Below are 14,585 nucleotides of genomic sequence, written 5' to 3' on the forward strand. Positions count from 1 at the left end.
TTCGCCAACGGTGGCGACAACATCGGCGTCTATGTCCCTGTCTTCGTCAGCGTGGAACCCATCGCAGTGGTCGCCTACTGCATCGTCTTCCTCGCGCTCGTCGCGGTCCTGGTGGCCCTGGCAAAGTTCGTCGCCACCCGGCCGCCGATCGCTGAAGTCCTCGAGCGCTGGGAAGACATCCTGTTCCCCATCGTCCTGATCGGCCTCGGCATCGTGATCCTCGTCAGCGGCGGAGCCTTCGGACTCTGACGTAGCGGCAGCGATCCAAACGGCCCCGACCGGGCACACCCCTCTCGGTTCAGACCGCGACACCTACCTGCAGCCAGTCCTGCGTGATCGCGGCAACAAGACCGCCACGGAGCGCTGCAAATACCCCGCCACCAAGCGAACGAAGCCACAGCATTCCGGCGCGCGTCCTGTCTCACGAATGTGACCTTCGCCGGTAAATGGCGGTGTTCTGTCGATGCTCCGTGGCGGCTTTAGTTGGTGGTACCGATGACAAGCGTGGTCTGGCCGTCCGTGGTCGAGAGTCCTGCCGCCGATGCGAGGGCGGCAGTGCCATCGTCAGCAGCTGAGGTGTCCTCGTCGACGTAGCCAGATCTCCAGGGGAATGGTCGTCAGTGGCGGTACCGCGGCGATGATCGAGAGAGCAGTGACCCGCCATGGCCACCGCAGGGTGATGGCGGTGATGAGCGCTATGGCGAGGTAGATGAGGAACATGCCGCCGTGCAGGGCGCCGAAGATGCTGACACCCACGTCGGTTGTGCCCGTCACGTACTTGAGGAACATCCCCGCGAGCAGACCAGCCCAGGTGAAGGCTTCGAGAAAGGCCGCGACGATGGAGACTCTTGCCACAAGCGGAAGTCCATAACGCTGCTGGGTGCTTGCGCTCATTGGTTCGCCTCGTTGCTCGGGAGTTCGTCTGCGTCCGCGACGGAGCGGGCGAGGTGCTCTGCCAGCGCGGCGCGCAGCTGGTGGGGTAGTGGGATCGCGCCGACGGATTCGCTGAGCCAAAGACCGTCGGCAGCGAGGTAGGCGACCATCTTCTGCAGTGCCCGAGGGTCGGTCGGGTCGATGCTGGCGGGGTCGGGGACCCAGCGAGTGATGACTCGTTTCCACGGCTTGCTGAGCTCGCTGTGGGTGCTCGCTTCGAGTATAAGCAGTAACTCCGCGCCGGTGGCGCCGCGGGCGCTGACTCGGGCATAGGCGGCGAGTCGCTCATCCTGCGATGCCTCATCCGGGTCCTTGCCCAGTGCGTGGATCATCTCCTCGTCCCAGTGCTGGGCTTGATGTTCGTGCAGCGCGAGCATCATGGCGTCCTTCGAGGGGAAGTGGTAGAGCAGCCCGCCTTTGGTGAGTCCGGAGGCGGCGGCGACGGATTCGTACGTGAGCGCCGTGACGCCGTCGGTCTCGACAACGCTGAGGGCGGCCTTGAGGATCGTGTCCCGTTTACTGGTCCGCATGGGCGGTCCTTTCTCGGTCAGTGCTCGGAGTGCAGCTGTGACTGGGTGCCAGGCAGGTACCGGCGCAGAAGCACTCCGGTGATGACTGCGCCCACCGCGAGAACGACTGCGACGACCAGCATCACAACGAGGTAGGCGGAGTCGAAAGCCGTCGCCGCCGCCTGGAGGATCTCTGCGTCACCCTGCGCAGCAGCCTGTGCCTCAGCGATGCTGTTGCCAGCCGCGTCCGGGGCGCCGTCGGGTAGAACGACGCGTGCGCCGTAGATAGCCGTGAGCAGGCTCCCGAGCACGGACACTGCAATGAGGCTGCCGAACTCGTAGGAGACTTCTTCGATCGAGGCGGCCATGCCTGCTCGGCGCACCGGCACGTTCCCGATAATCGCGGTGGAGGCGACCGCCAAGGCGGCTCCGATACCAGCTCCGGTCAACAGCAGTCCGAGGATCAGCACGCCGAAGGACGACTGGAATCCGATGACCGTCACCACGACGCCGCCGGCGGCGAAGGCGAGACCGCCGGTGATGAGCGCGAGCAGTCCGGTGCGGTGCAGGAACGCGCCCCCCAGGAGCGCTGTCGGCAACGCGCCCACGGCGGCCGCGGCGACCAAGAGCCCAGCTTCCAGCGGGCTGAATCCGGCGACCTGCTGGAATCGCTGCGTGGTGACGAGCTGGATGCCCCCGATCGCGAACATCGCGAACGACGCGGCCAGCACTCCGGCAGTGAACGCCGGGTTGCCGAAGATGGAGAACTCCAACAGAGGTTGCTCCATACCTCGCTGACGGCGCACGAACAGCCAGAACCCGATGGCAGCAACGAGCAGCGCAACAATGATGGTCGTTGCCGAGGGCGGCGCGTGGCCGATCTCTTTGATGGCCATCACCGTTCCGACAAGCCCGATCATCACCAAGATCGAGGAGATGGCATCCCATCGCTTCGAGGGATCCGGGTCGTTGGCCGGGCGGATCAGCCAGGTAGCGACCAGCGCCAGCACCACAACGGGCACGTTGATCAAGAACACCGAGCCCCACCAGAAGAACTCAAGGAGTGTGCCGCCAATAATCGGGCCGAGGGCGAACCCGATGACCGACATACTTCCCCAGACCGCGATGGCGATATTGCGCTCACGCTCGACCGTGAAAGTGGTGCGGATCAGCGCCAGGGTGGCCGGCATCATCGCTGCCGCACCGACAGCGAGCACAGCACGCGCAGCGATCAGGACCTCGGGTGACGGAGCGAACGCTGCCAGCAGGGAAGCCAGTCCGAAGATCACCAGACCGACAACAAACATCCGCGTGTGGCCGATGCGATCCCCCAGGGTTCCGCTGCCCAGCAACAGCCCCGCCATCACCAGGGGGTAGGCATTGATGATCCAGAGGTTCTGTGTGTTCGAAGCCTGCAGTTCCTCAGTCAGCGTCGGCAGGGCCGTGTAGAGAATCGAGTTATCCAAGGTGATCAGCAGCAGACCTGCTCCAACCGTCACCAGCAGCGACCAGCGTCGCCTCTTCGTCATCGCGGACATGCGCGTCTTCCCCTCGTCGTGAACGACATAACTGTACCGGATGGATGGTGTAGTTAAGTCGACGGAGGGAGAGACTCACGGCGCGCGCTATGCATGGCGTGCGGGCGGCGAAGCTTGGAAGGTTTTAGAGCGAAGGCGCGGCACTTCGATGCAGGCAAAACCGGACGAGCTGGTGCCTCAGTTGGGTACAGGTTTATGAGACTTTCAGCGGGTGGTCGGCCTCAGGTTCGCTTCCTGCGTGAACGCGCTCTCGGGATTGTCTTGCGAAGTCGTCTCGACGGAAAGTGCCTCAAGGCGGTGACTTCCAGGACTTTCTGCACCATGCTGGGGGTATGAGGCTTCTGGGATATACGCGGGTGAGCACGGCGACGCAGGACGCGCAGCTGCAAGTCGATGCGCTGGTGGAGGGCGGGGTGCAGAAGCGGGACGTGTTCTCCGATGTGACCTCGGGTAGCCGGACCGCGATCGAGCGACCGGGGATGAAACGTCTGCTGGACTACGCCGAGGACGGCGACACGGTGGTGGTGTGGCGCATCGACCGGCTGGGCCGGTCCCTGCTCGACGTCCTGAATACGGTCACGCTGCTGCGCGGCCAGGGCGTGAAGATCAGATCGGTCTCGGACGGGATCGACCCGGAGACGACATCGGGCCGGATGATGCTGGGCATGCTCGCGACCTTGGCCGAGTATGAGCGCGAGCTGATCACCGAACGCGTCAATGCGGGGATCGCCGCGGCGAAGCAGAACGGCACCCGCTTCGGCCGACCCCCGGTCGACCCGGCCGTGATCGCGGAGAAGCTCGAAATCGCGGGCGATGCCCGCGCGAAGGGCCGCACCGCCGAGGACGCCGCCCGACTCGTCGGCTGGTCCCGGGCGACGCTCTATCGCCATCGGCAGGCGGCCCGTGCCCGCGAGGCCGTCGCCGAGCAGGTGTGAGGTGGACGGGCCGGCGCGGTGGCGCATCCTGCGGCTGCACGTCGAGGACGGTATCCCGCTGAGCGCCCTGGCCCGGGAGACCGGGATCAGCCTGCGCACCCTGGAGCGCTGGCACGCCCGCTACCGTGCCGACGGGTACGCGGGCCTGGAGACAGGCCAGCGCTCGGACGCCGGCGCCCACCATCTGCCCAGGGAGCTCGTGCGGTTGATCGAGGGCCTGGCGCTCAGCAAGCCCCGGCCCGCGATCGCCACGATCCACCGCAAGGTCACCGACATCTGCGGTACCCGAGGGTGGCCGGTGCCTTCCTACGGGGTGGTCCGCTCGATCGCGGGTGCCCTCGATCCGGGCATGGTCACCCTAGCCCTGGAGGGCGCGGCGTCCTACCGGGACAAGCACGAACTGGTGCTGCGCCGGCACGCCGAACAACCGAATGCGATGTGGCAAAGTGACCACACGCTGCTCGACATTCTCGTGGTGGGCACCGACGGCAAACCAGTCCGCCCCTGGCTGACGACGATCCTCGATGACTGCTCCCGCGCGATCTGCGGCTACACCGTCTTCCTGGGTGCGCCGTCCGCGATGAACACCGCCCTGGCGCTGCGGCAGGCTATCTGGCACAAGAGCGACCCCGCGTGGCCGATGTGCGGGCTGCCGGACGTGCTCTATGTCGACCACGGCAGTGACTTCATCAGCCGCCACCTCGCCGGCACCGCTGTTGACCTGCACATCCGGCTGATCCACTCCACCGTCGCCCGTCCCCAGGGCCGGGGCAAGATCGAGCGGTTCTTCGGCACCGTCAACACCGAGCTTCTCGCTGACCTGCCCGGCCACATCACCGAGGGCCATCCCGCGCCGACGCCGAAGCTGTCCCTGGCCGAGCTCGACAGCGCGGTGGAGGGGTTCGTGGCCACCTACAACGACCGGACCCACAGCGAGCTCGGTGCCTCGCCGCGCACCGCGTGGATCGCCGAGGGCTGGCTGCCGCGCATGCCCGAGAGCCTGGAAGACCTCGACGGGCTGCTGCTCACGGTCGCCCAGTCCCGGGTGGTGCGCCGTGATGGCATCCGCTTCCAGGGGCTGCGCTACGTCTCCCCGACGCTGGCCGGCTACGTCGGACGGCCGGTGGTGATCCGCTACGACCCGCGCGATATCACTGAGATCCGCGTGTTCGACCACGACGAGTTCCTGTGCAAGGCCGTCAACCAGGACCATCACGACGAGAAGATCAGTCTCAAGGAGATCCAGGCTGCCCGCAACGCGCGCCGTCGCGCCCTGCGCCAAGGCATCAATGAACGCATTGCCGTCGTAGCCGCGCACACCACTGAGACGCCATCGACAGCCGAGCCGCCAGCCCCAGCACCGAAGCGGAAGCTGAAAGTCTACAAGGAGGACTTGAGGTGAGCCAGCGCTTCATCGTGACCAAAGAGCACCGCCGCTTCACCGAGTTCGCCGACGCTGTCCGCCGCGGCCACACCATCGGTCTGTGCTTCGGACCGGCCGGGGTGGGCAAGACACTCTCCGCGCGCCGCTACGCCCACTGGGAGAAGGCCTATGACCTGCTGACCTATTGGGGTCCGCGCGCCGACAGCGACGCCAAGATCTACGCCGCCCTCGCTCGGAGTCGTACCGTGCTCTACACCCCCAGCGTGCTCACCACCCCACGGGTGCTGAAGGATGAACTCGACCAGGCGATCACCCGCACCAATATCTGCATCGAGCAGCATCTGGAGGCAGTCGGTCAGATCACCCCGCAGACGTGGGGCCGACGGCACGGCAGGAACCACGTGCAGCTGGTCATCGTCGATGAGTCCGAACGGCTCCGCCCCACCGCGCTGGAGCTGCTGCGCGATCGCTACGACCGCGACAACATCGCCTTGATCCTGATCGGCATGCCCGGCCTGGAGAAGCAGTTCAGCCACTACCCGCAGTTCTACAGTCGTGTCGGCTTCGCCCACCAATACCGGCCCCTGGGCACGGACGAGCTGCTGTTCGTCCTCCAGCGCCACTGGCGCTCCCTGGGCAAGACCCTCGACCCCGAGGACTTCACCGACGCGCAAGCCATCGCTTCCATCACCCGCATCACCCGCGGGAACTTCCGACTGCTGGAGCGGCTCTTCCCGCAGATCGAGCGCGTCCTGAAGATCAACGAGCTCGACACCATCACCAACGACGTCATCGAAGCCGCCGCCAGCACCCTCGTCATCGGCACCACCTGAACAAAGACCGCCACTGAGCATCGACAGAACACCGCCATTTAACAGCGAAAGTCACATCACGAACCCGTCTCACACTAGATTCTCACGAAGGAGCGTCAGTTGAGACGTGCGAGCGGGAGGTGTGGGGCGATGAAGGTGGGGTACGCGCGGGTGAGCACTCATGGCCAGGACCTGGAGGTCCAGCGTGAGCAGCTCGCCGCGCTCGGGGTGCCGTTGCAGCGCATCTACAGCGATCATGGTCTGACGGGGAGGAACCGTGACCGGCCCGGGCTGCGCGAGGCGCTGGCCGCCTGCAGGAGCGGGGATGAGCTGGTGGTGACCAAGCTCGACCGGCTGGCGCGATCGGTTCCCGATGCTCGCGACATCGCCGGCGAGCTGGAGGCCGGGGGAGTGACGCTGAACCTGGGGGGCGCGACGTACAACCCGCGAGATCCCATGGGTCGATTGTTGTTCAACGCCTTGGCCATGATCGCGGAGTTCGAGGCGGACCTGATCCGCGCGCGCACTGCCGAGGGCATCGAACACGCCCGGCGAGCCGGGCGGCTGCCCGGTGGGAAGGCAAAGCTCTCACCCCTTCGCAAGGCCCACCTGGTGCGTGACCATGAGTCGGGGGAATACACCGTGGCCCAGCTGGTGGAGGCCTACGGAGTGTCACGAGCAACGGTCTACCGCATCATCCAGAGCAAGAGGCCCGGCTCCGCCGCGCTGGAGAGCCCGCAATGATCCGGCCCTGCACCCCGCACCTGGTTCAAGCGGTCACCGACTGGATGCACCAGGGCAACCTGTTCATCGTGGACGTGGAGCGCGTCCCCGGTCGACCCACCAGAGCACCCCGGCAACCAGGAAGTAGAAGGCGAGGATCGACACCACCCACACCGACACCCCCGCGTAGCCGAGCTTGGGCACGTCGAGGATGCCGTAGGGGTACCAGTCGATGATCGCCCCGCGGACCATGGTCACCACCAGCCAGACGATCGGGATGAGCGAGGCCAGCCCGATCCGCCGCCAGCTCACCCGCCCCCGCGGACCGAAGACCAGCCACAGCACCGGCGCCAGGATCGGGGTGGCGATGTGCTGGACCCCGTCGTGAAACCGTTGCAGCGGCGTCATCGGGTCGTCGCTGCGCAACAGCAGGTTGAAGACCACCCCCGTGATGATGATGCAGACCAGCCCGCACAGGTGCAGCACGTGGAAAAGCGTCGAGGATGCCCGAGGTCGCAGCGCCAGCGTCCACCCCGTCACTGCCAGCAGGGCATTCGACATGAAGGTGAAGTACATCGGCTGGTTCGCCAGGTGCGGCCAGCCCGCCGGGAAGATGTGGTGGAAGCCCGCCCCCTCCATCATCGTTGACTCGGTCAGCCACCCAGTGCGTAGCGAGAGCAGGCAGCCGAGCAGCGCCAGCGTTCCCAGGATCGCGAAACAGACCCGCGCCACCGGCTCCCAGCGCAGCTGCGGGCGCTCCGTCGAGCTCATGCCGAGAACAGGCCGAGCGCGGGCACTGCCTCGGCTGAGCGTCGCCGCACGATCGCGATGACCTCGTCCAACCAGCCTGTGACAAGCTGCTTCTCGGCATCCGACAGCCCATGGATGGCGGTGAGGTAGTCGTCGCCAGCGTCCGCACGCTGCTGCAGGGCCGTGATCACCTCGGCAGGCGCCTCGACCCTCACTCCCACGCACCCGTCGAGCATGGCCTGGCAGTTGTCGATGAGCTGCTGGCGTCCCTCGTCGCTGGGCTGGAGCTTGCTGACCAGAGCCTTGAGCCGCTTGAGCCGCTCGTTCTGCCCGGACGCCAGCTGCTCCAGTGCCCCGTCGAGCACCTCGCGGCCGAACTCCTGTTGTGCGAAGAAGAGCGCGCGCACCTGCCGGTACCAGTTCTCCAGCGCGACGAGCGAGGCGATGTAGGTGAGGTTCTTCTCCAGCAGGCTGTTGAGCTTGCGGTAGCTGTGTCGCTTGTTCGGCCGCCGCAGGCCGGAGACGACCTCGGGAACGAGCAGCACGTCATCGTCCTCGACGTCCTCACGCAGGATCGACCCGGCACCCACGACCACGCCGAAGCCGGTGGTCACCGGCCCGACCGAGCCGCCCTGGCCACCCAGGAAGATCGGCTTCTGGTCCAGCAGCACCCCGCGCGGGACGTCGCCGAACAGGGAGGCAGTGGTCTTGTCACCGTCGGGGGTGAAGTTGAAGTGGATGTAGCTTGAGCCGACCTCGGAGTGGTCCTTGCGGGAGGAGCCGCCGGCCATCATCACGTCACAGAAGTTGATCAAGGAACCGAGCGTGACATAGGGGAACAGGATCGTCTGCTTCAACCCCACCGTATGCGCGCCGGAGGCCTCCTCCTCCAGGATCGAGCCCTCGCGCACATGCGCGCCCAGGGTCATCGATGATCCGGCCAGGAAGACCGACGTCGAGAAGTAGCCGCCCTTGAGCTCGACCCTCGGGCCCAGCCAGCAGTTCTCGACCGTCACCGGCCCCTCCGCGCCGAGGATGCACCCGGCGGAGATGACCGTCTTGGCGCCCCGCAGCCGCGTCCCCGGGTGGAGCACCACACCCTCACCGCTGATGCGATCCACCGTGACGTCATCGGCGATGTCGATCGTCCACGGGTTGGGGATGCTGACCCCCTTGTCGATGAGGGCCTGCGCCTTGTCGAAGCCGCGCGGTTCCTGCATGTGGGTTGCCTTCCTGACGGTCCAGCACGTGGCACCGAGCCTAGACTGCCCGACCCTCCAGCAGCGTCAGAACGGCTGTCACCCGGCGAGGGGTCCGGGAGCCGGCGGCTTGGTGGGTTTGCCCGGTTGGGTCTTGAGGAAGGGATCCCAGATCGCGCCGGAGGTGACCCGCGGGCCGGACTGCACCGGCTTGCGCGCCCCCGAGTTTGGGGATGCCTCGGTCTGCCCGGGAGTGTTCGGGCGCACCGGCTCGCCCATGGCCTTCCTCAGGGCCTGGGCGATGTCGCTGCCCGCTGAGGGGTCGAATTTGCGAGTCTCGGCCATGGCTGAAGGATACGGGCGGTTGGGCCGACCCTGCGTCCCGGTCTCAGGCCTGCTTGGCGTGGCGGGCGCTGGATCTCGCGGGCCGCGCCCCGGGCCTGGCCCATCCCCCTGTCCCCCATGTCACGCGCCTGGTTCCTGCTGTTCATAGGGGGAAATCTAGACCTCTAGAGTGGGGTCGTGCCCAGAATCGCAGCTGCCAGCGTCCGGGAGCATCGCGCCCAGATGCAGGCCAAGCTGATCGATGCGGCCGAACGCATCCTGCAGGCCGGGGCGCCGCTGACCGCGGGAGAGGTCGCCTCAGCGGCGGGCATCGCACGCAACTCGCTGTACCGCTACGTCGACTCGGTGGAGGACCTGAGGATCCTGGTGCTCAACCGTCACCTGCCCCAATGGGGGACGGTCGTCGGCGAGGCGATGGCGCAGGCCGATTCTCCGGGCGACAAGGTGCTGGCCTACGTCCGCGCCTCCCTGGAGGAGGGCGCTCCCGGCCGGCAGGCCTGGGTCATGCGCACCGCTGGCAGCATCGCTCCGGCCGAGCGCAAGGACCTCGACGAGGCCCATGCGGCCCTCGAAGCCGTCCTGGACGAGCAGATTGCCGCCAGCGGTGCCGAGAATCCCGAGCTGGTGGCCACGATCATTCATCGCGTCCTCGACGCCGGTTTCGAGCGCATGGAGGCGGGCGACGACCCCGATCAGGTCGTCGGGAGCTGTCTGGGCGCCGTATCCGGTCTCCTGATCAGCTGAGGTCGCCGCGGCCAGCGGCCCTCCGGGATCCCGGGTTGGTCACGGGGCGGGCCAGGGGTTCGGCTTGCATCCCTGGGTTCCCTTGGACTGCTGCATCATCACCGGTGCCAACCTGCCCCTGCCCGCGCACCCGACATGCCCCAGCCCGAGCGTGTGCCCCACCTCGTGGTTGATCAGGTAGGCGCGGTACTCACTGAGCGGGATGCCGGCATAGGTTGGAGTCGCCCAGATCCAGCGGTCGGCGTTGACCAACACCTCCGGCCCGGTGGCGCAGGACCACAGGCTGCGGGTCTTCAGCGGGCATCGCCGATCCACAGATGTCGGGCTGGCCAGGCGCACCACGAGCTGGGCCTGCGTGGCGTCCTTGACCAGGCGGAAACGTTGCCCAGCTCCCGGCCCCTGCCGGACACCGCGCCAGCTGCGCGGGTCGTCGAGGATCTTCTGCACCTCCAGTGCGGTCGCATTGACATCAACGTCCACGGAGGACTCCACCATCAGGATCCAGCGGCGGGCGTTCGGGGTGGTCGCCATCTCAACGGTGGAGGTCCGGTACTTGTTGGTACTGGCCAGGTTCGACCGTACGAAACCGTCCGGGTCACGGGTGGCCCCGGGGGGCAGGGTCGCGGTCGGCGTCACCTTCGGGGACGCGCTCGGCCGCGCTGTGGGGGATGCCGTGCCCGGCGTCCGGCCGGGGCTGGGGGGCGTACTGGACGCGACAGGCGAGGAGGACGCACCGGCAGGCGGTGCTGCCGGCGTCCCCTCGTGGTTGGAGACGGTGCAGCCACGGATGACGGCAACGAGGAGGACGAATGCCAGGACGATGCCGAGCGTCCGGAGCAGACGGGCCTGCTGGACGCGACGCGCCAAGGGGGAAGTCACGCCACCATTGTCCGCCACTCGGCACCCCCATTCGCTACTACGCGCCGTGGTTCAGAACTCGGACCAGCGACGTCGTCGGTCCGAGTGACAACTTACGGCGCGTAGTAGGGAGAAGGGGCGCTCAGTGCAGGCCGAGGAAGCCGACCATCTGATCGACCAGGGCGTACGCGCCGGCCTCGTCGAGGTCCTCGGCGACGATGCGCAGCACCGGCTCCGTGCCGGAGAAGCGCGTCACCAGCCAGGCGCCGTCCGCGAGGAGGACCTTCACCCCGTCGTCATAGGAGACCCGCTGGATCTCGCGGCCGAGGTCCGGCAGCTCGTGGCGCTCGAAGAGCTGGTCCATCAGCTCCTGGCGACGTTCGGGGGTGAAGTTCCAGGCGGTCTCGACCATCTCGAGGTTGCCGTACTCCGCGACGATGTCACCCCAGTGGTCACTGAGATGGCGTCCGCTGGCGGCCAGCATCTCCACCAGCAGGGACGCGGCGTAGACCCCGTCCTTGCCGGCGATGTGCCCGCGCACCGTCAGCCCGCCGGAGGACTCGCCGCCGATGATGGCGTCGTACTTGTCCATGCCCGCCGAGATGTGCTTGAAGCCAACCGGCACCTCGTAGGCCTTCTGGCCATGCTTCTCGGCGACCCGGTCCAGCAGGTGGGTGGTGGCCAGGTTGCGCACCACCGGACCGCTCCAGCCCTTCTCGACCAGCAGGTAGCGGTAGAGCAGCACCAGGATCTGGTTCGCCGACAGGTAGTTGCCCTGGTCGTCGATGATGCCGAGTCGGTCGGCGTCACCGTCGGTGCCGATGCCCAGATCGGCATCCGACTCAGCCACCTTCTGCCGCAGCTCATGGAGGGTCTCCATGTTCGGGGAGGGCAGGCGTCCCCCGAAGAGGGTGTCGTGACGGTTGTTGATCACCTCGACATCGCAGCGAGCGGTCATCAGGATCGTCTGCAGGCAGGTCTGGGAGACACCGAACATCGGGTCGAGCACGATCTTCAGGTGGGCATGCCGGATGGTCTCGGTGTCGATCTGTTCCAGGATGGAGTCGATGTACCAGTTCATGGACTTCTGCACCGTGACCAGCGGGTGGCCCTCGAGCTCGTGCGGGGCGACCGTCTTCACATCCTCCGGCGTGAGCGCGTAGATCTGGCCCTGCAGGGAGGCGGTGACCTCGGCATCGGCATCGCGTCCGCCCTCGGTGAAGACCTTGATGCCGTTGTAGACCGCCGGGTTGTGCGAGGCGGTCACTGCCATGCCGTAGGCGCAGTCCTTGCTGCGGACAGTGAACATGATCATCGGGGTCGGGGCGGCGCGGTCGATCACCGTCACGGGGATGCCGTTGCCGACCATCACCGCCGCCAGCCACCAGGCCGACTCGCGCGACAGGAAGCGCCGGTCGTAGCCGATGACGATGCCGCGTTCGGCGACGCCCTCGGAGTGCATCCGGTGGGCCAGCCCCTGACCCAGGAGCTGCACATTCTGCTTGGTGAAACCCTCCGCGATGATGGCGCGCCAGCCGCCCGTGCCGAATTCGATCATGCTCCCAACCTAGAGGTGGGTTCTGCCGAGGCCGGCATTCGGCCCCAAAGTGCTCAGCCCGCCTGTGGACGCCCAGGGTTCGGTCACAATGGCCTTCCACGCGGGGTTCGAGGAGGAGCTGCGGATGGGTGTGAAGCTGTGGGGGCTGGAACCGGAACTGGTGGCCGCTGTGCAGGCGCGGGTGCCCGGTGCCCAGGTCATCGAGGACGAATGCTCGATCGAACCCGCTGACGTGGTGGTGCACGACCCCCGGCGGAGTGACCCGACGCGGTGGGACACCATGCTGGCCTGCCGCGACGTCTGGAGGATCCTGGTGGACCGGGCCCCGGCACGCTATGTGCAGCTCTCCACCATGCACCTGCTCGACCGCTACGACCCGGGTTGGATGATCACCGAGCGATTCGCTCCGCTCCCGGGTGATGACCCGGCGCTGCTGATCGCCCACCTGGCCGAGCTGACCAGCCGTGAGATCACCCGGGCGCGTCCGATCGAGGCCTGCGTCCTGAGGCTGGGGGACCTGGTCGACCACGAGCCCGGCTGGGACGAGCTGCACCTCGACGACGCGGCGGCCGCCATCGCGACGGCGACCAGCGTGACCCTGGTTGATGAGCCGGTGCAGGCGGCAGCCCTTGCCCGCGGAGATGATCATGGTCCGTTGGGGACCCGCTGGCGCGTCCTGCACATCACCAACGGCAGTGGCCGCTACCCCGTGGCCACCGCCGGGGACGAGCCCTTCAGCTACGCGCCGCAGCACCCGTGCTCCGAGCGCCGGCCGCGACCGCGTCCGACCATGATCGACACCCACTGGCCGCAGCCCGTGAGCCGGGCCCTGCCCGAGGACGACGCGGTCGTCCTCTACGGCGCCGGCGGGGCACTCGGGGGTCCGGCCAGCGAGGCGCTGGCGCAGCGCTCACGGGTGGTGCAGTGCGATGCGCTCGACCCGGCGGAGTGGACGACGGTGCGACAGGAGGGCTCTGGGGTCCCGACGGCGATTCGGCTGCCGGCACCGCACGAGCAGCGCGTCTGTGATGTGCGTGACCCCGAGCAGGTGCTGGCGGCGTCCGAGGGAGCGACCTCGATCGTGTCGATGGGCGTGGTCAGGCATGACCCGGTCCTGGCCTGGGAGGTCAACCTGGCCGGGCTGCTGCACATCATCGATGCGGCGCGGGCTCGGGGCATCCGGCGGCTGGTGACCTGCGGGCCTGCGCTGTCGCTGCGGCAGCACCCGATCGGCTACCACGAGGACCGCTGGGTGCCCGGTGACGCGCCCCCGCGCCCCGGCGACCATCTCTACTCACTCACCCAGTTCCTCGCCCAGGAGGCCCTGCGGGTGCTGGCCGAGGAGTGGGACATCTCGGCCTGCATCGTGCTGTTCACCGGTTTCTCGGTGCCCGACGATCCGGACGCCTCGGAGTTCCTGCGGCGGAGCGAGTTTCAGGTGAACTGGCACGACGGTGCCCGGGCGGTAGCTGCCGCGGTGGCGGTGGAGGAACTGCCCAGTTCGGCGCCGACGGTGGAGGTGCGGGCGCGGGGGCCGCATGGCTGGCGTCCGCAGTGTGGGGCCGAGCGGTTGCTGGGTTGGCGCGCTGAGGCGGACATGTCGCCGATGTGGTGGCACCCGGACGCCTCCGGTGGCGATACGGTCAGCTCATGAACGAGCAGCGCAGCCTTGTCGCGCCGGGACGAGCCGAGGTCGACACCACCCTGTGGACCGCTCCCGGCAGTGTCCCCGCGACGCACGCGATCCTGTCGTGGACGCCCGAGGCGTTGACCTGCCGCATGGTCTGCGCAGAAGTCGAGCCGCGCGCGACCTACACGCGTCCCAATGACCCGGTGCACAAGGACTCGTGCCTGGAATGGTTCCTGGCGCCCTGGCCGGGGACGGGGCTGTATCTGAACCTGGAGGCGAACGCGCTGGGCACCTTCTACGCCGCCTTCGGGACGGTGGCTGATCGGGAATTCCTCACCCCGGAGCAACGCCTGCTGGTGGGCTGTCGTGCCGATGTGGAGGAGGGGCAGTGGTCGATCACCTGGACCGTCCCCGCGGAGTTGCTCAGTGCGCTGGCCGAGGTGGCGGGGCGTGAGCCGGTGGAGCTGACTGCGGGCACGATCATGGAAGCGAACTTCTACAAGTGCGGTGACGACACCGAGGTGGAGCACTACGGCGCGTGGAACCCGATTACGGCCGAGACCCCCGCTTTCCACCGTCCGGAGGAGTTCGGCAGGCTCGAACTGGCCTGAGCCTCCGCCCGTGGTCGGATTTCTCGCAGCAGGCCGGGGCGAGGCTTGCCACTGGC

General features: G+C 67.5%; 16 protein-coding genes. 8 read left to right on the top strand and 8 right to left on the bottom strand.

What is annotated here, in order from left to right; translation table 11 throughout:
• On the top strand, window positions 1-249 hold a 249-nt coding region (locus M3G03_RS02740), incomplete at its 5' end, for a cadmium resistance transporter (RefSeq protein WP_259807925.1).
• A gap of 315 nt (window positions 250-564) precedes the next feature.
• On the opposite strand, the gene M3G03_RS02745 is transcribed toward M3G03_RS02740, so the two are convergent.
• The 3 genes from M3G03_RS02745 to M3G03_RS02755 are packed head-to-tail and all read right to left on the bottom strand — an operon-like array spanning window position 565 to window position 2,980.
• On the bottom strand, window positions 565-894 hold the full coding sequence (locus M3G03_RS02745) for a DUF3817 domain-containing protein (RefSeq protein WP_042329407.1): 330 nt from the start codon (window positions 892-894) through the stop codon (window positions 565-567).
• A complete protein-coding gene (locus M3G03_RS02750) occupies window positions 891-1,463 on the bottom strand; it encodes a TetR/AcrR family transcriptional regulator (RefSeq protein ID WP_259807928.1) in 573 nt (190 codons plus the stop codon). The genes M3G03_RS02745 and M3G03_RS02750 overlap by 4 nt, the downstream gene beginning before the upstream one ends.
• 17 nt (window positions 1,464-1,480) lie before the next feature.
• Entirely contained in the window at window positions 1,481-2,980 is a 1,500-nt protein-coding gene (locus M3G03_RS02755) for an MFS transporter (RefSeq protein WP_259807930.1), read from the bottom strand.
• Window positions 2,981-3,312: 332 nt separating this feature from the next.
• On the opposite strand from M3G03_RS02755, the gene M3G03_RS02760 reads away from it, so the two are divergent.
• The 4 genes from M3G03_RS02760 to M3G03_RS02775 all read left to right on the top strand — a co-directional run bounded on the left by M3G03_RS02760 (window position 3,313) and on the right by M3G03_RS02775 (window position 6,855).
• Window positions 3,313-3,915, top strand: coding sequence for a recombinase family protein (locus tag M3G03_RS02760; protein ID WP_017836496.1), 603 nt, complete (start codon window positions 3,313-3,315; stop codon window positions 3,913-3,915).
• Between the two features lies 1 nt (window position 3,916).
• Window positions 3,917-5,317: a Mu transposase C-terminal domain-containing protein gene (locus M3G03_RS02765; RefSeq protein WP_017836497.1), complete on the top strand. Its 1,401-nt coding sequence runs from the start codon at window positions 3,917-3,919 to the stop codon at window positions 5,315-5,317.
• Window positions 5,314-6,132 carry an AAA family ATPase gene (locus M3G03_RS02770; RefSeq protein WP_017836498.1) on the top strand — a complete coding sequence of 273 codons (819 nt, stop codon included), beginning with the start codon at window positions 5,314-5,316 and terminating at the stop codon, window positions 6,130-6,132. The genes M3G03_RS02765 and M3G03_RS02770 overlap by 4 nt, the downstream gene beginning before the upstream one ends.
• A gap of 129 nt (window positions 6,133-6,261) precedes the next feature.
• Window positions 6,262-6,855 carry a recombinase family protein gene (locus tag M3G03_RS02775; RefSeq protein ID WP_259807937.1) on the top strand — a complete coding sequence of 198 codons (594 nt, stop codon included), beginning with the start codon at window positions 6,262-6,264 and terminating at the stop codon, window positions 6,853-6,855.
• A 63-nt stretch (window positions 6,856-6,918) separates the two neighbouring features.
• On the opposite strand, the gene M3G03_RS02780 is transcribed toward M3G03_RS02775, so the two are convergent.
• The 3 genes from M3G03_RS02780 to M3G03_RS02790 form a co-directional block, all read right to left on the bottom strand.
• Window positions 6,919-7,605, bottom strand: coding sequence for a Pr6Pr family membrane protein (locus tag M3G03_RS02780; RefSeq protein ID WP_259807939.1), 687 nt, complete (start codon window positions 7,603-7,605; stop codon window positions 6,919-6,921).
• Window positions 7,602-8,804, bottom strand: a complete 1,203-nt coding sequence (locus tag M3G03_RS02785; RefSeq protein WP_259807941.1) for a UDP-N-acetylglucosamine pyrophosphorylase — start codon at window positions 8,802-8,804, stop codon at window positions 7,602-7,604. Before M3G03_RS02785 ends, M3G03_RS02780 begins: the two co-directional genes overlap by 4 nt.
• Before the next feature lie 78 nt (window positions 8,805-8,882).
• Entirely contained in the window at window positions 8,883-9,128 is a 246-nt protein-coding gene (locus M3G03_RS02790) for a hypothetical protein (RefSeq protein WP_259807942.1), read from the bottom strand.
• A gap of 177 nt (window positions 9,129-9,305) precedes the next feature.
• Here M3G03_RS02790 and M3G03_RS02795 point away from each other — a divergent pair, with 177 nt between their 5' ends.
• The gene (locus M3G03_RS02795; protein ID WP_259807943.1) at window positions 9,306-9,872 is read left to right on the top strand and encodes a TetR/AcrR family transcriptional regulator; all 567 of its coding nucleotides are present in this window, start codon (window positions 9,306-9,308) and stop codon (window positions 9,870-9,872) included.
• A 39-nt stretch (window positions 9,873-9,911) separates the two neighbouring features.
• Here M3G03_RS02795 and M3G03_RS02800 read toward each other — a convergent pair whose 3' ends face one another.
• Entirely contained in the window at window positions 9,912-10,751 is an 840-nt protein-coding gene (locus M3G03_RS02800; protein WP_259807944.1) for a DUF3152 domain-containing protein, read from the bottom strand.
• 121 nt (window positions 10,752-10,872) lie between these two features.
• Entirely contained in the window at window positions 10,873-12,288 is a 1,416-nt protein-coding gene (locus M3G03_RS02805; RefSeq protein WP_259807945.1) for a phosphoglucomutase/phosphomannomutase family protein, read from the bottom strand.
• A gap of 49 nt (window positions 12,289-12,337) precedes the next feature.
• Between M3G03_RS02805 and M3G03_RS02810 the strand changes: the two genes are divergently transcribed.
• Complete coding sequence (locus M3G03_RS02810) at window positions 12,338-13,942, top strand: NAD(P)-dependent oxidoreductase (protein WP_259807946.1); 1,605 nt, start codon at window positions 12,338-12,340, stop codon at window positions 13,940-13,942.
• Window positions 13,939-14,529: a carbohydrate-binding family 9-like protein gene (locus M3G03_RS02815; RefSeq protein WP_259807947.1), complete on the top strand. Its 591-nt coding sequence runs from the start codon at window positions 13,939-13,941 to the stop codon at window positions 14,527-14,529. The genes M3G03_RS02810 and M3G03_RS02815 overlap by 4 nt, the downstream gene beginning before the upstream one ends.
• The last annotated feature ends 56 nt before the right edge of the window (window positions 14,530-14,585 follow it).

It is taken from the genome of Aestuariimicrobium sp. p3-SID1156, assembly GCF_025144225.1.
Lineage (GTDB): Bacteria > Actinomycetota > Actinomycetes > Propionibacteriales > Propionibacteriaceae > Aestuariimicrobium.